This is a genomic window from Bacillota bacterium, from assembly GCA_013314855.1.
Classification (GTDB): Bacteria; Bacillota; Clostridia; order Acetivibrionales; family DUMC01; genus Ch48.
Map to the genome: position 1 here is coordinate 1 of JABUEW010000082.1, position 19,117 is coordinate 19,117.

Sequence of the window (19,117 nt, forward strand, 5' to 3'; positions counted from 1 at the left end):
GGTTGCAGTGGTTAAGCCGTCACTCCACTTGACAAAGTGGTAGCCTTCATCCGGTACAGCAGTTACAGCAGTTCCATTACTTCCATGAGTAACAGTCTGGGTTGCACTTCCTTCAATGCTTCCGTGTCCTCCTGCTGTATAGGTCAGTGTGTATTCATTTATCGCAAAAATTGCAGTCACCGTCAGGTCGGAAGTTATATTACTAAAGTCAGCATCCCAGCCGGTGAAATGGTAGCCTTCTCTGGTCGGTTCTGACGGTGCTGTCGCTGAGCCGCCATGCTCTACTGCCTCTGTCTTAAGTTCACTTCCGTCCCAGTTCTTGAAGGTTACTGTGTAAGTGTTTACGATATTAAATTCATCACTTTCGCTGTAACTCGAGGATACTTCTGCATCACTGGCTTTTACTCTGAACCTTGCCGATGATGTATTAATTCCACCGGTATCGCTGAAAGCGAACGATGTATTAGTTCCTGAATATACATTCGTTATCCAGATATTCCCATCCCAAAAGTCAACTGTGTATGTTATAATGTCTCCTTCTATATCTGTTGCTTCTCCCCAAGCAACATTTATATTGCTTCCACTTACAAAGGACTGCCCCAATGATGGCGTTGTAAATGCGCCAGGCTGAGACGGAGCATCATTTACGGCATTTACGGCAATGTTTGCTGTTTCCTCAGCTTCACTAAAATACGTCGATCCTCCGTTGACAGTGGTATTGGCTGTCTGGCCGGAAGAACTGATCCATGCAGCTCCGCCGTGAATAATTCCGTTGTGGCTTCCAGGCCCGCTATCTGCCACAACCGTCCCATTCCCTTCATTAAACTTCCAGTAGCCTATAAGTCCGCTTTCATTTCCCGTTAAAGAACCGTTAGCCATGTTGGCCGCCAATTCGGCTTCGCTGCGCTCCACGCTCCACAAGCGAAAATCGCTGAAGATTCCTCTGCTGAAACGCTGCATTGTCCCGCTGTTGTTCCATGCGCCTAAACTGAAACTGCTTACATTAATGCCGGGGATATTTGCCAAGTTACGATACTTTGTCTCTTTATATACGCCGTCCACATAAAGCTTGTAATTTCCAGTAGCTTTGTTAATTGTAACGGCAATATGGGTCCATCTGCCGACAATCTGATTGAAGTCGTAATCAAATCGGACGTACGGTGTCGGCGAACCATATACTGCAATTTCCAGCTGTGTCGGGTTTCCCTTGAGGAACTGGCTGTGCAGCAAGCCAGGTATTTCCCAGTTATTGCCATTCATGATGACATTAAAGCCGTCTGAAAAGCTATCTATACGTATCCAACTTTCTATCGTAATGGCGGGATAAGTACCCAAACCAGATACAGCCACATAATCATCAACGCCATCCAGCTGCAAGCCTGCCGCATTATTCTGCCATGCTCTGTATGTAAAGGTGGATGTTCCATTCCAATTGGCATTGGGCACAAAACGAAGGCGGGCATTTTCGTCCAGTAGAAGGGAATTGGCGCTAAGATCTATAACTCTTCCTGTTACATCACTGACATCCAGCCATGTAATGCCTCCGTTTATTGAGTACTGCCATTTACCGTTGGTGTTATCTACCGATGTAACAGCTATATTTTCAGCCGTTGAGCCATCAAAGTAGGTAATCGAGCCATCCGTAACAATTTGTGCAATTGTATTTCCGTTTGAAGAATAATCATCTTCATCAATTGAATTGAGCATCGGGAATCCATCTGTATCCAAAACCGGCGCACTGTATGCTGGTGTGGCATTTACAGTTAGCGTTGCTTCATCGCTGGTCACACTGCCCGCTGCATTGGTTACCACTACAGTGTAATTTCCAGCGTCCGCCACCTGGGCGTTGTTGATGGTCAATGTGTCCGTGGTGGCTCCGCTGATATTGCCGCCGTCAGAAAGGTTATTGTCGTCCTTCTTCCACTGGTAGCTCAAAGGTTCAGTTCCTGACGCTGTTACCGTGAAGAAAGCTGTCTGTCCCGCGGTCACCGTTTGGCTGGATGGTTGAGTGATGATGGTCGGAGCTACAGGAGCTGCCGTGACGGAAACCGGTACGGTTACATCTGCTGTATCCGTCCCGTCGCTGACTGTGACAACAAGCGAGGTGCTGCCCACCGCCACGCCGGTGAGCGTTACGGTGCCGCTGTCAAGGCTTGCCGTCGCCTTTGCGGAATCCGGACCTGTCACAATGGCCGTGATGGTCAGCGGGTCATTGTCCACATCCTCAGCGATGTCGGCTGCGTTAAAAGCGGCTGTGCTTCCTTCAGTAACGCTTTGGGTTGGCACCGGATCTTTCGCTGCGGGCGGATTATTCGGATTTACCGTCAATGTGGCGGCATTACTGGTAACACTACCGCCATATAGGTTACTCGTTATCATTACAGTGTAGCTGCCTTCGTGCGATTTCTTGACATTATTGATAGTCAATGTTGGTATATTTGGTAAAGTGACATATCCATCACCTGTATTCAGTTCAACGCCATCCTTTTTCCATTGGTATCTTAAGTCTACTCCTCTTGCCTCTACAGTAAATGTAGCTGTTTTTCCCTCTGTAACTGTTAAATCCTGCGGTTGAGAGTCGATTAGAATTTGCGCACCATAATCCATAATCCTGAGATTGTCAAATCCCACTGTCAATCCGCTACCGCTGGATTCAACATAGAAAACAAAATTAATTTTATTTGAGTCAAAGCTTGACATGAATTTTTCATAACTGGTCCAAGTATTGTTATTTCCTTTCTCTCCGGTTGATGAGAATTCCTTGATAATCGTCCAGTTCGACTGGTCGTTTACAAAATCTTCCGCATTATAATTTCCAAAACTGTACGCAACAATCACCCGATAATTCATGGTATAATCAGACGGTAATTTTATATCAATAGAGGAACTATAATTTTTCCACGGATAAAGGGGGTATGATAATGTCCTGGCGGTTACAACCGGCCCGTTGGCAATTACCTGCAGCTGATTATTGAACTTGCCTGCATTACCGCCCGGAGCTGTATTCCAGGTAGCTGCACTTTCGGAGGGAGAGCTGAATTGGCTGCTAAAGCTCGGCATCGACTGAAATTCCTGCGAAATTATCTGAGTAGCGGCATAAGCTTCAGATGAAGAATATACCAGGTATACACCTAATATCATTACAATTATAAGAATTCCCACGCATTTTCTCATGATTTACTGAGCCTCCTTTGTAAAAAGAAAAGTTTATGAAAAATCCTCCACCAAAACAGCATATCTGTAAACCAATTAATTCAGACAATAAATGCCGGAATATATGACTGCTTCTATATTTATGAATGAAATCATAATGCATTTTTCAGCCATACTTTTTGTTCAAATATTATAGCAGAGCAACCTTTAGTCTCAATCCCTTTTTACCTTTAGGGAAGGTAAAGAATGAAATTTTTTTATAATTATGTGGAAATTTAGGTAAAAATGTCGCTTTAGGCAATAAAAAACGCAGACCGCCTGTCGTGGTCCGCGTCCGAGTCCCTGCCATATAAGACATCTGATACCAGGCACTTACTGTTAAGTCATTTCTCCTGCATATTGTGCCAGTTCTTTTTGAATTCCCAGAAGCTCCCGGCGGATTTTTTCCGCCAGCTCATCGGCTCCCTCAAGGGTGCCGGCGTTTGTCTTCTCCTCCAGTTCTCTGCATAGGGCGGCAAAGGAGGCGGCTCCTATAAACTGCCCGCTTGATTTCATCCCATGGGAGAGCAGCCGGACATTTACGGCGTCCTTTTCTTTAAGGGCGGCTTCCAGCGCGGCAAGTTTTTCCGGCATATCACGCAGGAAGGCGGCCAGCACCCGGGACAAAAGCGCCGGGTCCGCACCCACCGTTTGCAGCAGCTCCGCCTTTTTTTCCTCCGGCACAAAGGAGGGGAGAATATCCCGGCTTGCGGCGGTGGCTTCGGCGAAAGCGCTCCCCAAAACCTGCCGCCCGCTTTTCACGGCGCCCGGCAGCCAGCGCGCCAGCGTCCCGGACAGGGTGTCCAGCAGGACTGGCTTTTTTATGTAATCGTCCATGCCGGCGCTAAGGCTCCTTTCCTTTTCCTCAGGGGACGCGCCGGCGGTGACGGCGATGATGGGTGTGTGCTTGTTTTTCCCGGCCTCCAGCCTGCGGATGGCTGCTGCGGCCTGAAAGCCGTCCATGCCCGGCATGCGGCAGTCCATCAAAACCAGGGCATAATTCTTTTGGGAAAACATCTCCACCGCTTCCTGCCCGCCGGCGGCGGTTTCCGCTTCGAGCCCCAGCTTGCCAAGCTGCATGGACAGCACCCGGCGGTTGAATTCAAAATCATCTACAACCAGCACCGTCCCCGGGCTGTTTTCCCACAGGTATGACGCTTTCGTCCCGCCGTTGGCGGGCTTTGCCTCCTCCAGGCCCGTCCCGGCATCGGAAACCTTTAAGGGAACGGTAAACCTGAACAGCGAACCGGCTCCTGCGGTTGTCTCAAAGCCGATGCCGCCGCCCATCAGCTCCGCCAGGCGCCTGCATATGGAAAGCCCGAGGCCGGCGCCGTCGTGTATGCTGTCCGTCCCGGAATGTCCCCGGGTGAATGGCTTAAAGATGCTCCCCCTTATTCCCTCCGGTATGCCGGGGCCGGTGTCTTCCACCTCGAAGGTGATTTCGTTCCCTGTCACATATGCCCGCAGGGTAATGCATCCCTTTTCGGTGAATTTGACGGCGTTGTTCAAAAGGTTTAAAAGCACCTGGCGCAGGCGCACCGGGTCGCCCCTGAGGACAGGCGGCACCGACGGGGAGAATTCGCAGACAAAGTCCAGCCCTTTCCTGGCGGCCATGGGTTCGATGAGGCTTACCAGGTAACGCTCCATGCTTTTTGTCTCAAAATCCTTTTCTTCCAGGGAAACCGCTCCCTTTTCTATCCTGCTCAGGTCCAGCACATCGTTGATAAGGGAAAGCAGGAGGTTTGAGCAGTCCCTGACCACAGAAACATACTCCCTTTGCTCCTCATTCAGGGGAGTGGTCTCCAGGAGCTCCAGCATGCCCAGCATGCCGTTCATGGGAGTTCGGATTTCATGGCTCATGGTGGCCAGAAAATCGCTTTTGGCGCGGCTGGCCAGGTCCGCTTCCTCCTTGGCCCTGGCAAGGTCGGAGGTCCTTTCCTGCACAATGTTCTCCAGGTTCCGGCTGTATTCCTCCAGCCTTTCTAAGGCTTCGCCCCTCTCGCCGTCCAGCTTTATAAGCTCGGCGTTTTTGTCCCGCATTTCCTCCGAGAGCTTTTCCACGGTGGCAAAGGAACGGGAGAAGCGCATGGACAGGACGCAGCACTGGAAGAATATAAAGACGAACACGCCGAAATCGCCGATGTAGGGGCCCCACAGGATATCGTTGGAGACCAGGGAGTCGTTGACGACCGCCAGCACAAGGGCCGCGGTGCCGGGAAGGAAAAGGGCGGCGCCCTCGCGTCCCCCGGCTATGGCGCGGATCAAAACGGGGCCCAGAACAAAAAGCAGCAGGGCGACGGCGTACGCCTCATAGAAGGGCATGAGCCAGGTGTACACCCTGGGCGGGGCAATGAGCACGGTGAGGCTTGAGGCGGCGCCGGTAGCCCAGGCGGCTGCGGTAAGCTTTGCGGGCATCTCATCAGGGTACAGTATTCTCATAAACTGGAGAAAGGCTGGGAGCGCCAGATAAAATCCGAGGTACTGCACGATATAGACAGCGTTCCAGCTTAAGTCCGGAAAATAGCTTAAAAGGAAAATCTCGCCTGTGACGCTTGCCCTTGCCGCTATGAATAAGCAGAGCAGGGCGCAGAAAAGAGGAGCCCTGTCCTTGCGGCGCAGCAGGTAAAGCCCCAGGTGGTATACGGCCATGATCATCAGGCCGCCGCACAAAAATAGGGTGCTGAAGGCCTGTTTTTCCCGCAGTGCCTGGAGCTGGCCGGGAGTGCCCATTTTTATGTCCGTCCAGATGCCTCCCTTGCGGTGGGTGAAATTGGCGATCTGCAGTACGATTTCAACAGTTCCGGCATCGTTTGGGAAGCTGACAAGTCGGGGAAAGGACTGGGGTCGGGTTTCGTCCTTGCTTGTCCCTACCCTGCCGTTTTCCGAGAGGAGCTCGCCGTTGACCCACAGGCGGTAGGAAGTGGCAAAATCCAGTATTTTAAGGCCCAGCACCGGCTCGCCGGCATTGGTATGGACAACAAGCCGGTAGGTGGCATAGCCCTCGCCCGGCAGCTTTTGTCCTTTCCCGCTCCCCGGCGGCGCGTAACCGTTCCAGGTGCCGGGAACGCGAATAAATACGGTCAGGGAAGCTGCCCCGCCGCTTTTAAAATCTTCGGGGGCAAGAAGCTTTTGCCAGTAGAATTCCCACTCGCCTTCCAGGCTCAAAACGCCATCCCGCCCGAAGGACCAGTTCCTGAGGTCAAGCATGCCCTGTGCAGCCCGGGGGGGCTGCGGCGCCTTCGACGACAGATGTCCGGATATGTAAAAGGCCGCGGTCCCCAGGACTGCTGCGGCCAGGAGAAGAAATACCGCTGTTTTCAGCTTTCCGGCATTGCTCAAGATATGCACCTCCTGTCTCCTGTACTAAAATTGCAACATATCAATGAAATATGCTATAATTTAATATATATTGGTATTATAGCAGATATTTGAGGGATATAGAAGGAAGGAGGCTTGAATCTTGGCAGGCGAAAAAATCATGATTGTGGACGATGAGGCGGTTGTCCATGAGCTTCTTACCCATTATCTTGAAAGAGAAGGCTTCAAGGTGTTTTCGGTTTACAGTGGGAGTCATGTCCTGGACAAAACCGCCTTTTTCAGGCCCGACCTGATACTGCTGGACATCCTGCTGCCGGGGCTGGACGGTCTGGAAATCTGCCATGAGCTCCGCAAAAAATCCGAGGTGCCCATTATCTTCATCACCTCAAGGGACGCTCCCCATGAAGTGGCGCTGGGGCTTGGCATCGGCGGGGACGATTACGTCAAAAAGCCCTTCAACCCCGTGGAGGTGGTTGCCAGGGTCAGGGCGCAACTGCGCCGCTTCCGGAAGCAGTGTGCATTGCAGGAGGATGAGCCTGCCGTTCTTGCATTTGGCGACCTGCGCATCAACCTGTTCGACCGTACCGTGGAGATGAAAGGAGAACGGGTGGAGCTTACCGTCAAGGAGTATGACCTGCTTCTTTTTCTGGCTCAGAACCCCAACCGGTACTTCAGTTCCGACCAATTGATCGAGGCGGTGTGGAATCACCCCCGGTCCATCAGCCAGAAGGCTTTGATGACCCATATCAGCAACCTGCGCAGAAAGCTGGGGGAGGACCCCAACAGCCCCAGGTACATTGCCACGCTGAAAGGGGTCGGCTATATGTTCAGCAGCCGTTAGGCGCGCTGCATATGCATCCTGTTCTCGCATAAACTGTTCAAGCAAATAGTGAATATCCTTCAACGAGCTGCTTCGCTCTTGATAGTTTCATACAGCATCGCGTATTCGCATTGCTTGGCTCCTTTGTCCATAAGGCTTCTAAGTGATATCGTTTTTTGCCCCGGCGCCGTTTTGTTTAGAACAGCCGTCGACAAAACATAAAAATCCCATTGTAACAAGTCAAGCGGATTAAGGGTCGCCTGCTCCTTATGTTTTAGTATGCAAAACACATAGACGTCGGATTGACGCTTTTTTTCTGCATCATATTCATTTGTAACGCTGTCCCAGCCATAGGTTGGCTGGATACCAAAGCTTATTTTTGATAAATTCTGTTGGCTCCAAGACTGAAGATATGCAGAAGTTTTGACTTCTACACGAATGCCTTCTTTGGAAAGCAAATCATATTTATCCCACGATACACTAATACCCTCTGTAATACCAAGCGCCATAGCAACTATGAATTCAGCCAGTCTGTCTCTTTCGGTATTACCAATAAGATCAGAATACGCCCAGACCCAAAAATCTCTTAGCGTACAGACATCGCTGCCTGCATTCAAAAATTGTTCGTTGCCTGTCTTTTTCTTTATTTCAATGGCAGGATATTTGCATCCTTTTTCGACAGTTTTCTTTTCCATATGTCTTCTCCAGTGACATCTTCTTTGCATAAAATTCTTCCGGTACCACTCATGCTAATCCTCAGTGGTTTGTATAATACTCTACTTTCAAAATAGTCATAGATACATCATGCTCATAATTTCCCCGAGTGCACTCGTAAACAATAATATTGCTATATAATTGTCCAAACCATACAGAGCCAGGCGAAAGATAGAACTGCTTTTGATTCTGCTCATATTGAATCGCTCTGTATGCATGACTTTCTGTAGGAATATTTTTTACTACTTTCCCAAATCTCTTGGCTGCATTTGAGCATTTGATTGCGGTAACGGATGTCCCCTTGGAGCATATAAGAATATAGGGTTCCTTCATAAAATCTAAAATCCTGTTCCCGCACGCGTGCTTTGATACATAAAACTGGTTTGCCAAACTACTCATTAAGGTAAAATCAAAAACAGTTCCTGCTAAGAGTGGCTTAAAAAGCAACTCAGGCATTAATAATTCGACAGCGAATTGATTCGCCTCAGCTTCTATAGAAGAATAGTTATCTACAACTTCCATGTCTTGATTTGAGCATCTGAAACTTGACTCCCCATCTAATACATATGGAGGTTTATGCTTTAAAAAATAATGGCCAAGCTCATGGGCAAAAGTAAAGTTTTGGCGTCCGATGTTTTCAATATATGTATTGATAAGGATACCTTTCATTTCACCTCTATATATCAGCATCCCGCTCAAATCCTTTTCTGAAGGCAAAGAACATCGCTTAACTTTTATCTTCTCCTGACGCGCGATATCGTCAAAATATGGAGCCGGAACCCCCTTTATACCCATTGTTTCCAAAACCCATTTTGCTTTGGTCGACGGAGTGTTTGCGGTAAACATCATTCATCCTCCGCAAACATATCATCAATCGCTTGCATCAATTCGGTAGAAGACTTTTTACTTATTTCACCACGAGCTGCTAACTGAAGTTGCCCATCTTGTTTAATCGCTGGGAAGTCTATAACCTTGTTAGTATCCCTTTGTTCAATTGGTTTGGTTTTTACAGCTTTTATTTCCGCGCATAATGCCATTAATTCATTTACTTTAGCAACAATGCGCTGTTGCTCGGCAAGAGGGGGAAGAGGGAATAGAGCATTTCTTCCGTCTTCTGTTCCTAAACGAGGCATTTTTACTCCGTACGAGCGTTCTATCGCATAATCAACAAAAGTAGGACTACGAAGAAAACAAATGGCATATTGTGGATAAATATCTTTACAAAACTGCAAAGGTAATATCTCTGATGAGCAATATCCATCTTTTTCTGCAATTGTTACCTTGTTTAAATATGGCCTGAGTTTACTATATAAAACATCTCCTTTATAAAACACATGTTTCGAACTTTTTGATTTCCTTTCTGCCTTTGTCTTATATTGAACAATTTCACCTGTATCCTTATGAATATCTTCTAATTCTAATACCCAAGCATCATCTGGAATATTGTCCGGTATAGTACTAATAGTTACACCAAAGTTACATAATTCCCCCAACCTGCACCAAACCCATCCCTCAGGCAAGTCGTAGGGAATTTCATCCTCTGAAATAGGAGGTAGAGGCTTTTCTTTTTTTATTTTCCCTTCTTTCACAAGACGAGCTTTTTCAGCACGAATGCGCTCCAGCAAAACCGAAGCCGGTTCGTCATGGAGATCCTGCGGCACAAGTTTTCCCTGTACCGCCGCTTGAAGTATGGATTTCGGTAAATACTCTTCAAAACGGCTCTCAAGAGCATCCAGTTCCTGCTCGGCTTCTTCTAATTCATCGCACAGTGCCATTAATTCATTCACTTTTGCAACAATGCGCTGTTGCTCGGCAAAAGGGGGAAGCGGGAAAAGCATGTTATGTAATTCCTCAATTGAAATACCCTTAACTGTTGTACCCTCACCTCGGATACTCAAAGTTTTATAGTATGCGATAATATATCATATCGTAAATCAATGTCCATTCTTGAAATAATTAGAGCCCTTAAATCTTGGTTGATTGCCACAGGAATTGTGTTAATAGATATTTTACCTAGTCCCATACGAGTACAAACAATAATACTATTGGCAGGTATAAGGTTAGATGAGCTTTCTTCTAACCCTAACTCAGTTATATAATCTCGTGTTTTGTCTAATATTGGCCCTGTAAGATCTTTTACGCTCGCCCATGGTATATTACCATTCCAGTACGCTGAGTTTTGCTTAGAAGGTGTTCCTCCACCGATATTTTGGATAACAATGTCCCCCAACCTGCACCAAACCCACCCCTCCGGCAAGTCGTAGGGGATTTCGTCCTCTGTAATAGGTGGCAGGGGATTTTCTTTCTTTATTTTCCCTTCTTTCATAAGACGATCTTTTTCCGCACGAATGCGTTCCAGCAAAACCGAAGCCGGTTCGTCATGTATATCCTGAGGCACAAGTTTTCCCTGTACCGCCGCTTGCAATATAGACTTACGCAATTCCGCTGCTTTCATAGCACATCCTCCTGTGCCAAGGCTGTTTGGATCTTTTCGAGAATACTTTCAATTCTCTCTGTTAAAATTGCCTTCTCATTGCGATATTGCGCAATAAATTCATCTGGAGGCAAAATTTCCTCGGTTTCGTGAGGAAAACCACAAAAATCCAAATTATACTCCGCCGCAACGATATCCTCCACAGGAACATATTGAGAAACATCACTCTCTTTGCGATTATTCCACCATTCATGCACAGGCGCGAAGTGCTCGTCCAACATCGGCTTTGTTTTTGAAAAATGCTTATAGCCTTGAGGCATTTCCAAGCGATAAAACCATACGCCTTGTGTGGGTTTACCTTTTGTAAAGAAAAGCAGATTCGTATTGATGTTGGTATACGGCGCAAAAACGTCCTTAGGCAAACGAACAATAGTATGCAGATTGTTTTCCTCCAGCAGCTTTTTCTTGATAGCAGCTTTTACACCTGTTCCAAATAAAAATCCATCCGGCAAAACCATGCCGCAGCGTCCGCCGTCTTTGAGAAGCGCCATGATATGTACCAAAAACAGATCCGCCGTTTCCGTGTTTCGTAATTCTGCGGGTACCGACTGAGAAATAGCTTTTTCTTCCGCCCCTCCAAAAGGCGGATTGGTAACAATCACATCTACCTTGTCAGCCAAGCTATAATCTGTTGTCGGTGTACGCAAGGTATTGTCGTGCCTAATCAATGGCACATCAATGCCATGTGCAATCAAGTTAGTGACGCACAGTAAAAATGGGAAAGGCTTCTTTTCGATGCCTCTAATGGTTTTTTGGGTTCTACTCCTGTTTTAGTGGATAGCTGATTTCAGAAGGGGCTGGGTACAGCGAGTTGGAGCTTGCCGGCAACGAGGTAAATCATGGAGGAGAAGCCCTCGAAGGTGCGGAATCCTCTTGCCTTTCGTTTTGCCGCCTGAATCATAGAGCTTATCCCCTCGCAAATGGCGTTGGTAACGCGGTTTTTAAAGTAGGCCAGGATCTTGTCTTTATGGCGCATCAGTGCTTCCGCCACCTCCTTCATCGGTTGCAGGCGACAGCGGCGCATCCACGAGTACAGACTGTCAAAGCTTTTTTCCGCCTCATCCATCGTTCGGCTGAATGTCGGCGCTGCCCGAAAGGATTTTGCCCTTGATCTCCCGCAGGCGGTAAATCTCCTCGACCACCGCCTCATAGTTTTGCCCGCCGCTGGCGAGCCTTACAAGCTCGTCCTGAAGCTGCGCAAGCTTTTCCTCGATTTCATCAACGCCCTGCCCGGCTCCGCCGCCTATGACGGCCTCCACGTTTTTCCGCATGGCGGAGATAAACTCCTCCTTGCCCAGCACCAGCTTGTTGATTGCCTTCACCACACCACGCTTGAGATCCGCTTCCTTGACGCTCTGCGAATGGCACTCAGGCGTACGGCACTCAATCTTCCTGACGCACCGCCAGACCACCGTCGGCCGGTTGCCGTAATACCAGGTAATGCGCCGGTACAACTCCCCGCAGTCGCCGCAAAAGACGATGCTTGAAAGCGCGTACTTGCAGCTGTAGCACCGCATTTTCCCGCCGACGTCGGTGAAAGGCTTGGCCCGCCTTGCAAGCTCCTCCTGAACCTGCATGTAGATTTCCCTTGGGATGATCGCCTCGTGGCTGTTTTCCACATAATACTGCGGGACAATGCCGTTGTTGATTACCCGCTTTTTGGTCAGGCAATCGACGGTGTAGGTCTTCTGGAGAAGCGCGTCCTCCATGTATTTTTCGTTTTTCAGTATCTTCCTTATCGTTTCCGGCCGCCACTTGGGCTTGCCCGCCGCGGTAAGGATCCCGTCGGCCTCGAGCCCCTTTCCTATCTGCAGAAGGCTTGAGCCTTCGAGAAACTCGCGGAAAATGCGCTTGACAATCTCCGCCTCTTCCGGCACAACCACAAGCTGCTTGTTTGCGTCCTTGGTATAGCCCAGAAAGCGGGTATGGTTGACCTGTATCTCCCCCTGCTGGTAGCGGTACTGTATCCCCAGCTTTACATTCTGGCTTAGGGATTCGCTCTCTTGCTGGGCGAGGCTGGCCATGATTGTCAGCATGACCTCGCCCTTGGAATCCATGGTGTTGATGTTTTCCTTCTCGAAAAATACCGGGATGCCCTTGTCTTTTAATTGCCGGATGTATTTCAGGCAGTCGAGGGTGTTTCGGGCGAAGCGGCTGATGGATTTGGTTATCACCATATCGATTTTGCCCGCCATGCATTCCTCGATCATGCGGTTGAATTCCGCCCTTTTTTCGTATTGGTGCCGGAGATGCCCTCGTCGGCAAATATGCCAGCCAGCTCCCACTCCGGATTGCCCTGTATGAAAGACGTGTAATGCTCGATTTGCACCTCGTAGCTGGAGGCCTGCTCCTCCTCGTCGGTGGAAACCCGGCAGTAGGCCGCCACCCGCAGCTTATGCCCGGCGCTGTCCTCCGCCGCCAGGTGCATATTTCTTTGCGCCGGTATGACCGACACGTTCCTTGCCGTCTGCAGCACCCAAACTCAACTCCTTTCCGTAGGTTTTGCCGTTTAAAAGCTCAAACTCCGCCCTATCCCCGCATACCGTTATGCGCCGGACGACACTTTTCATAAACTCCCCGTCGAAGACCGGCGGCGCTTCCAGGAGCAGCTTTTTAAGCTTTTTCGTCAGATAAGCAAAGTCGTCTATTTCGATAAGCGAATACGCGTACTCCGCCTGCTTTACCGGGTCGTCATATTTGATTTCAATATCCGGCGCGGCCCTTTTCGGGCCGTCCTGCAAATCAGATAAATCGATCGACCGCATAAGCTCCATAAACGCTTTTTCCAATGCCGCTTCGGGGATCATCGGGCAATTTTCATGCAAAGCGCGCCGCTTTGCGCTCCTCTTGCGCCCAGTCATAAATTTCCTGAGATATGACGGGAGGATAAAAACCGTCGCCAAGATATTTACTGTCCCGCAGCATCTTTCCCAGGGTCGCCTGCGCACTGTGGATGCCGTTTCGCCTTGCCGCTTCCTGCTGCGAAGTTCCCTTGAGGTAGTCTTCAAAAAACGCCCACACCCTCTGCGCCTCGTCCGGATCCAAAACGGCTTGCCCGTTTTCGATCCTGTATCCGTAAGGTATGTGCCTTATTATCTTTCCATCCTTTCCCGCAGGACAAGGCCGCACTTTAAGCGGAAGCCGATTTCAGCCGGCGAAAAGACCGTCATGCTTTTCACAAAGCGGTCAAAGAAATCTTTATCGAATTCCTCCATATATCCCCGGCGGGAAAGATAGCGATAGACCTCCTCGGCCGATGAAACCGCCGAAAACTCGCTGATTGCGGCGGTGAGCGCCGCTTTTTCCTTTTTCAGCCTTTCCGCCTCCAGTTTAAGCGCGTTTGCCTGCGAATTGAAAAGAGCGGCTCTCTAATGCGTTTTTGTATCGTCAACAATTTCCATGATATCTGAAATATCACAGTTTAAAGCTTTGCAAATCTTGACGAGAATATCGGTTGTAGATCGTAAAATAGAATTGACCCCCGATCGTCAAGTAAAACTGACCCACCCTATGATAAAATCTCCCTCGAGAGGGGGAGGCAAAAGAGGTGGTAAGCATGTACAAATGGCAACGCATCAAAGCACTGCATACCCAGGGGGTCAGCATCAGGAAAATAGCCCGGACACTGGGCGTATCAAGGAATACCGTCAGGAAGTACCTTAAAGATGCCAATCCGCCACAGTTTAAAGCCAAGGAGTATCAAAAACAACTGGACAGGTACCGGGAAGAAATCCAGGCCATGCTCGACAAGGGTTATATTGGCACACGAATCCACAAAGAACTAGTTCAAAAAGGCTATCACGGCTCACTGTCCAGTGTACACCGTTTCCTGCGGGCCTTTAAAGAAGATGATCAGGCCGCTAAATTAGCCACCACGCGGGTGGAAACCGGCCCGGGCAAGCAAATGCAGTACGATTGGAAGGAGTGGCTGCTGCCGGTTGATGGAAAGCTGGTAAAAATATATATCCACGAAGTGGTCTTATCCTGTAGTCGGATGAAATTTTACACCTTCTCCTTGAGCATAACCACTGCCGATGTGATCCGAGCCCTGGTTGAAGCGTTTGACTTTTTTGGCGGCTATGCCCTGGAGTTGGTGATGGACAATGGCAAGCAAATGGTTATCACCCATCAGAAGGACGGTATCATCCGTTACAATAACGAATTTCTGAAATTCTGCGGGCTGTATGGTATTAAGCCATCAGCCTGCGAAAACTACCGTCCTAGAACGAAAGGAAAAGTGGAACACCCCTTTTATTATGTCCAGGAACAACTGCTGCGTGGCCTGGAGGTGGCAAGTTTAAGTGAATTTGCTGTTAAACTTGGAGAATTCCAGGATGCATACAATAAAAGACCCCACAGCAAGTTAGGCCGCTCACCAGAGCAAATGTTTGCAGAAGAGAAGGCGCATCTTTTAAAAATACCCTCTATCGAGCCGGCTTTACTACAATGCAAAGAACCCAGGAAAGTAAGTAATGACGGCTATATTTCCCATGACGGCAATCTTTACCCCGTACCCATGCGCTATTGCACCAAGAGGGTATGGATAGAAATCATCTATGGCCGGCGCATGAAGGTATATGACGAGGCAGGAAAACTGGTGGACGAGTTTGATCTTTATCTGCAAAAACAAACCAACCGTCCGGTTCATCCCGAACATGAAGCCATCAACCGTCAATACCAGGAAAAGAAGACCAAAGTTCGCTCCGCCCTGGCCGGGAAATTTATCAGCACTTTTGGCGAAACTGGCCGGATTTATCTAGAAGGGCTGCGCGACCATACAGGCGCCAACCTGTACTGGCATTTAGCAGAAATTCTGCGCTATGAAAATATATATACCCCTGAAGCTATTACTGCAGCCATTAGGGAGTGCCTAAAAATCGGCTCCTACCACAAAAACAGTATTAAAAGGCTGCTGGAGAAGAATGAAATTGCCCCGCTTTCTCTGGATTATGACCAGGCAAGTCTTAATCTGCCACCGGTGAAAATCAAACGTGACCTTTCCTGTTATGCCCAGGATGAAAGCGAGGCGGCAGTTTCATGAGCAATAAGCTAACCAGTTACCTGGAAAGCCAGATGCAGGCCTTAAAACTAAAAGGAATGCTTACTCACTACCGGGAACTGACAGAAAAGGCGTCCCAAAACAACCTGTCTTATGCAGAATACCTCTCCCTGCTCTTTGAAGAGGAACTGAAAAGAAAAAACGAGGGCACAGTCAAGACGAAAATTAACAAAGCCCGCTTTCCATTCATCAAAACACTGGAGGAATTTGACTTTGGCTTTCAACCGTCATTGCGAGAAAAAGAAATCATCGCTTTAAGCTCCCTGGATTTTATCGAGAAAAAAGAAAATGTGATTTTCTTAGGCCCGCCCGGAGTCGGTAAGACCCACCTGTCGGTAGCCCTGGGCATTAAGGCATGCATGGCCAGGTACCGGGTGGTGTTTATTACGGCCCAGAAACTGCTGGAAGAATTAATGCTTAGCTTAAGGGACGGTAGTCTAGTCGACAAGCTGTTGGGCTATTCCCGGCTTAACCTTTTAATCATAGATGAGCTTGGCTATATGCCCGTGAGTAAAGAACAGGCCAACCTTCTCTTCCGCCTGGTCTCCATGCGCTATGAGAAGGGGAGTATTATCTTAACCAGCAACTATAACTTTAACGAATGGGGGGAGATATTTTCCGACCAGGTGGTGGCCGCGGCCATAATTGACCGGCTTGTCCATCACGCCCGGATATTTTATATTAACGGGACAAGCTACCGGCTCAAAGGCAAGCTAAAAGCAGCAAACGACCATTAAATAGCAAGACCATAACTTCATGCTCCCCGGAGCTTGAGCTGAGCTCCCTTTGGAATGCGGAAATTTTGCCGCCTTGATAGGTGGCAGCAGCCGGTATAATCGATTGGGGCGAGGCGGTTCCTTATCCGCCATACTCCCCATCGCTGTCGCCTCGCCCATTTGTATATGGCACCGGCTGCTGCCGGTCCCCGTCAAGGCCGAGCGAAGCGAGCTAAGGCAAAATTTCGCTTCGCCGGGGTGGGAACAATGCTGGTTATTTTTGTTCTCTAGTGGGTCAATTTTATTTGCACATAGTGGGTCAATTCTATTGACAATCAACAATCGGTCGTAACGTTTTCATTTCTGCCAATCTTCGCAACAGAAGCATGGCTGATGCCTGCCTGTTCTCTCAAGTCCTTCTTTTTCATGTCTTTATCAATCAACAGTTTCCACAGTTTCTTGTAACTCACAGACATACCCGGCACCTCCTTGCGTTTCATATATTTTACCATGAAACATCAGCGTAAACAATATAAAAATCAGCGTTCGCATACATATCAAAATAGTATAGAGAATATGCCGGATAAGCTAATAAGGGTATTCTTGTTTCTTTTCTGCTCTTTAACATATTTCAGAGTGGGCAGTTCAGTAGATGGCTCATCGTGGACCGTGCCATGGTTCGCCAAAGGGGCAGACCGCCCCCTTGGCGCGGCGATAGGTTTTCTGCCGTCCCGGCGCGCGTCCGGCTACCGGACATAATACATGCAGCTGCTCTTTCCCCCGTTTTCACGCCATCTTTGCTCCTTGCGAATCCAGCCGCTTTTTACAAGATCGCCGATGGCCCGCTTGACGGTGCTGCGGGACAGCTTCAGCTCCGCGGCGATGGTGTTAATCGCCGGGTAGCACTTGCCGTCCTTGTCCGCCCGGTCCTTGAGGTACATGTACACGGCCACCGCTCGGTGGGGCAGTTCCGAGGCATAAAGGGATGCAAAGTAACCCACAGCTTCACCTCCTACTCAATCCGAACAGGCGCTTCCGGCTGCCTTGATTTAAGCAGCGCTTTTGTTTTCGGCGCGGCTTTCGCTTCTTCCCTGACGGGCGCGTGCGCCATGCCGACTGCCGCCGGCGGCGCTTCCGGTTCCTCGTCGGTATCCACGCAGGCCGCGTGCCGCCGGATGATTTCCTGTTCCAGCTCCCCGCGGTCGGCGTAGACCACCTTGCGGGCGGATTTCTCCGCAATCTCATAGGGCTTGCCGAAGGTGATGCCCCATTCGAGGAACAGCTTGAGGGTGCCGCGCATGGGATTGGCCCCGGTCTTGGTGACGATGAAGCGGCCTTTGGGCATGCTTTTCAGCTCGTCCGGCGTCATCAGGGGGCGCTGGATCATCTGCAGGGACTGGCCGGGATCGTTTTTGCCGCGGCTTACCGAGCCGCTCATTACGGTCCTGTTGCCGAGGGCTTTTGACAAAACTTCAGCGGACTCGCTGTTGGGCGCGAAACCGCCGAACACCATGTCCTGGCAGTTGTCGACAATGATGGACGCGCCCTCCTTGCCGTAGTTCTTCTCCAATTGAGCGAAGCTCTGGATAATGGCCACGATGGATATGCGGCGGGAACGGGAGGCGGAAAACATCATTTCGATGGATTCAATCTTGGGAATGGTGCCGATCTCGTCCAGGTACATCATGACCCTGTTGGGGAGCCTGCCGCCATGCTCGTCGGCCACGGCCAGCATCTCCCGGTAGAGCTGCTGGACGATGAGGCTGATCAAAAAGTATTTTGTGCTGTCTTCCTCCGGCATGACGAGGAAGATGGCGCTTTTTTTAGTGCAGAACTTTTCCGCGTCGATGGCGGTGTCAAAGCAGAGGATTTGCTCCAGCTCGGAATCCAGAAAGGCGTTCAGGCGAGACAGTGCCGTGGAGAGGACGCTCTGCATGGCCTGTTCCGCGCTGTTGACAGCCGCCCCCGCGAACCAGCGGGCCTTGTGCTCCGGAGGCAGCTTTTCAATTAGCAGCTGGAATTGGTTTTTCCCTTTGACGCCGGAGGGAGCCAGCAGGTCCTGGATCAGCTTGAACACGCTGATGATGTGCTGCTTGGACGGCGGGCAGTATTCCGCGACGAGCAGGATGACGGAGGTCAGAAGCCCCTCGGCGGCGTCATAGAAGAAAGCGTTTTGCCCGTAGGCCGCCGCGTCCGCACCTCCCGGATTTATTATAGTCTTGGCGATGATTTTGGCGTACTTCTCCGCTCTGGCTTTGAAAGAAAGGTTCTCCGGATCGGCGATATAGGCGTCCATATACTTGTTGGCCAGATGGAGCATGTTGTTGCCGTCGCTTCTGGTAGGATTGCGCAGGTCAATGACCGCCACATCGTAGCCGTAGTGTTCCTTCGCGATGCCTCCGTAGTTGCGGTACAGGTCGCCCTTGGTGTCGGTTGTGATGAAGGACATGCCGGAGGCGCAGGCGTATTCCAGGTTGGGGTACAGGAAATGGGCCGTCTTGCCGACGCCCGCGGCGCCGATCATGAGGCAGTGGATATCGCCGGTGTCCACCAGGGCGGTGACGCGGCCGCGGGATATTTTGCAGCCCACCACCAGCCCCTGGGCGGAGGGCAAGTTCTTTTTCCCCCGCCACAGCGTCGGCGTGTAGGGCAGATGGACATATGTCCTTTTGATTTCTGTTATAGGACAGAATAATTTTCAGTAAAAGCAATATTTTAAGACAATTTAATCTTCAGTGACATATTCCAGCATGGAAAATAGCTGGTACAAAATCATTACAGTATTTTATCAGGTGCAATTAAGG

At 49.6% G+C, this 19,117-nt stretch carries 15 protein-coding genes and 4 pseudogenes; 3 read left to right on the forward strand and 16 right to left on the reverse strand.

The annotated features are described in order from the left end of the window. Positions 1-3,174, reverse strand: a 3,174-nt coding sequence (locus HPY74_13785) for an immunoglobulin domain-containing protein (GenBank protein ID NSW91720.1), incomplete at its 3' end; no start/stop codon positions are given. 357 nt (positions 3,175-3,531) lie between these two features. Next, positions 3,532-6,357: a response regulator gene (locus HPY74_13790; GenBank protein NSW91721.1), complete on the reverse strand. Its 2,826-nt coding sequence runs from the start codon at positions 6,355-6,357 to the stop codon at positions 3,532-3,534. 295 nt (positions 6,358-6,652) lie between these two features. Here HPY74_13790 and HPY74_13795 point away from each other — a divergent pair, with 295 nt between their 5' ends. Then, entirely contained in the window at positions 6,653-7,351 is a 699-nt protein-coding gene (locus HPY74_13795; GenBank protein NSW91722.1) for a response regulator transcription factor, read from the forward strand. A 59-nt stretch (positions 7,352-7,410) separates the two neighbouring features. On the opposite strand, the gene HPY74_13800 is transcribed toward HPY74_13795, so the two are convergent. The 11 genes and pseudogenes from HPY74_13800 to HPY74_13850 form a co-directional block, all read right to left on the reverse strand. After that, a complete protein-coding gene (locus HPY74_13800) occupies positions 7,411-8,025 on the reverse strand; it encodes a hypothetical protein (protein NSW91723.1) in 615 nt (204 codons plus the stop codon). 61 nt (positions 8,026-8,086) lie between these two features. Further along, positions 8,087-8,893, reverse strand: coding sequence for an ImmA/IrrE family metallo-endopeptidase (locus HPY74_13805; GenBank protein ID NSW91724.1), 807 nt, complete (start codon positions 8,891-8,893; stop codon positions 8,087-8,089). Continuing rightward, a complete protein-coding gene (locus HPY74_13810) occupies positions 8,890-9,819 on the reverse strand; it encodes a restriction endonuclease subunit S (GenBank protein ID NSW91725.1) in 930 nt (309 codons plus the stop codon). The genes HPY74_13805 and HPY74_13810 overlap by 4 nt, the downstream gene beginning before the upstream one ends. Before the next feature lie 119 nt (positions 9,820-9,938). After that, positions 9,939-10,499, reverse strand: coding sequence for a restriction endonuclease subunit S (locus HPY74_13815; GenBank protein ID NSW91726.1), 561 nt, complete (start codon positions 10,497-10,499; stop codon positions 9,939-9,941). Further along, a pseudogene (locus HPY74_13820) lies at positions 10,496-11,293 on the reverse strand (N-6 DNA methylase). The gene HPY74_13815 and the pseudogene HPY74_13820 overlap by 4 nt, the downstream one beginning before the upstream one ends. Before the next feature lie 32 nt (positions 11,294-11,325). Beyond that, a complete protein-coding gene (locus tag HPY74_13825) occupies positions 11,326-11,604 on the reverse strand; it encodes a transposase (GenBank protein NSW91727.1) in 279 nt (92 codons plus the stop codon). A 10-nt stretch (positions 11,605-11,614) separates the two neighbouring features. Then, a pseudogene (locus tag HPY74_13830) lies at positions 11,615-12,748 on the reverse strand (recombinase family protein). Beyond that, positions 12,745-12,966, reverse strand: coding sequence for a recombinase family protein (locus HPY74_13835; protein NSW91728.1), 222 nt, complete (start codon positions 12,964-12,966; stop codon positions 12,745-12,747). The pseudogene HPY74_13830 and the gene HPY74_13835 overlap by 4 nt, the downstream one beginning before the upstream one ends. Beyond that, positions 12,932-13,303 carry a hypothetical protein gene (locus HPY74_13840; GenBank protein ID NSW91729.1) on the reverse strand — a complete coding sequence of 124 codons (372 nt, stop codon included), beginning with the start codon at positions 13,301-13,303 and terminating at the stop codon, positions 12,932-12,934. The genes HPY74_13835 and HPY74_13840 overlap by 35 nt, the downstream gene beginning before the upstream one ends. A gap of 52 nt (positions 13,304-13,355) precedes the next feature. Beyond that, the gene (locus HPY74_13845) at positions 13,356-13,667 is read right to left on the reverse strand and encodes a hypothetical protein (GenBank protein NSW91730.1); all 312 of its coding nucleotides are present in this window, start codon (positions 13,665-13,667) and stop codon (positions 13,356-13,358) included. A 239-nt stretch (positions 13,668-13,906) separates the two neighbouring features. Continuing rightward, positions 13,907-13,996 (reverse strand): annotated as a pseudogene (locus HPY74_13850) (helix-turn-helix domain-containing protein). Between the two features lie 98 nt (positions 13,997-14,094). Between HPY74_13850 and HPY74_13855 the strand changes: the two are divergent. Beyond that, a complete protein-coding gene (locus HPY74_13855) occupies positions 14,095-15,579 on the forward strand; it encodes an IS21 family transposase (GenBank protein NSW91731.1) in 1,485 nt (494 codons plus the stop codon). Then, positions 15,576-16,334, forward strand: coding sequence for an ATP-binding protein (locus HPY74_13860; protein ID NSW91732.1), 759 nt, complete (start codon positions 15,576-15,578; stop codon positions 16,332-16,334). The genes HPY74_13855 and HPY74_13860 overlap by 4 nt, the downstream gene beginning before the upstream one ends. A gap of 314 nt (positions 16,335-16,648) precedes the next feature. Here HPY74_13860 and HPY74_13865 read toward each other — a convergent pair whose 3' ends face one another. From HPY74_13865 to HPY74_13875, 3 genes and pseudogenes are all read right to left on the reverse strand, one after another. Continuing rightward, positions 16,649-16,789 (reverse strand): helix-turn-helix transcriptional regulator, encoded by a 141-nt coding sequence (locus HPY74_13865; protein ID NSW91733.1) that lies wholly within the window; start codon positions 16,787-16,789, stop codon positions 16,649-16,651. Positions 16,790-17,059: 270 nt separating this feature from the next. Beyond that, on the reverse strand, positions 17,060-17,314 hold the full coding sequence (locus HPY74_13870; GenBank protein NSW91734.1) for a helix-turn-helix domain-containing protein: 255 nt from the start codon (positions 17,312-17,314) through the stop codon (positions 17,060-17,062). 11 nt (positions 17,315-17,325) lie between these two features. Then, positions 17,326-18,990, reverse strand: a pseudogene (locus HPY74_13875) (type IV secretory system conjugative DNA transfer family protein). Between the last annotated feature and the right edge of the window lie 127 nt (positions 18,991-19,117).

Excerpts from the sequence above, each read along its gene's own strand:
- HPY74_13800 (NSW91723.1), bottom strand. The coding sequence starts at position 8,025 with ATGGAAAAGAAAACTGTCGAAAAAGGATGCAAATATCCTGCCATTGAA.
- HPY74_13805 (NSW91724.1), bottom strand. The coding sequence starts at position 8,893 with ATGATGTTTACCGCAAACACTCCGTCGACCAAAGCAAAATGGGTTTTG.
- HPY74_13810 (NSW91725.1), bottom strand. The coding sequence starts at position 9,819 with ATGGCACTGTGCGATGAATTAGAAGAAGCCGAGCAGGAACTGGATGCT.
- HPY74_13815 (NSW91726.1), bottom strand. The coding sequence starts at position 10,499 with ATGAAAGCAGCGGAATTGCGTAAGTCTATATTGCAAGCGGCGGTACAG.
- HPY74_13825 (NSW91727.1), bottom strand. The coding sequence starts at position 11,604 with ATGGATGAGGCGGAAAAAAGCTTTGACAGTCTGTACTCGTGGATGCGC.
- HPY74_13835 (NSW91728.1), bottom strand. The coding sequence starts at position 12,966 with ATGCACCTGGCGGCGGAGGACAGCGCCGGGCATAAGCTGCGGGTGGCG.
- HPY74_13840 (NSW91729.1), bottom strand. The coding sequence starts at position 13,303 with ATGCGGTCGATCGATTTATCTGATTTGCAGGACGGCCCGAAAAGGGCC.
- HPY74_13855 (NSW91731.1), top strand. The coding sequence starts at position 14,095 with ATGTACAAATGGCAACGCATCAAAGCACTGCATACCCAGGGGGTCAGC.
- HPY74_13860 (NSW91732.1), top strand. The coding sequence starts at position 15,576 with ATGAGCAATAAGCTAACCAGTTACCTGGAAAGCCAGATGCAGGCCTTA.
- HPY74_13865 (NSW91733.1), bottom strand. The coding sequence starts at position 16,789 with ATGTCTGTGAGTTACAAGAAACTGTGGAAACTGTTGATTGATAAAGAC.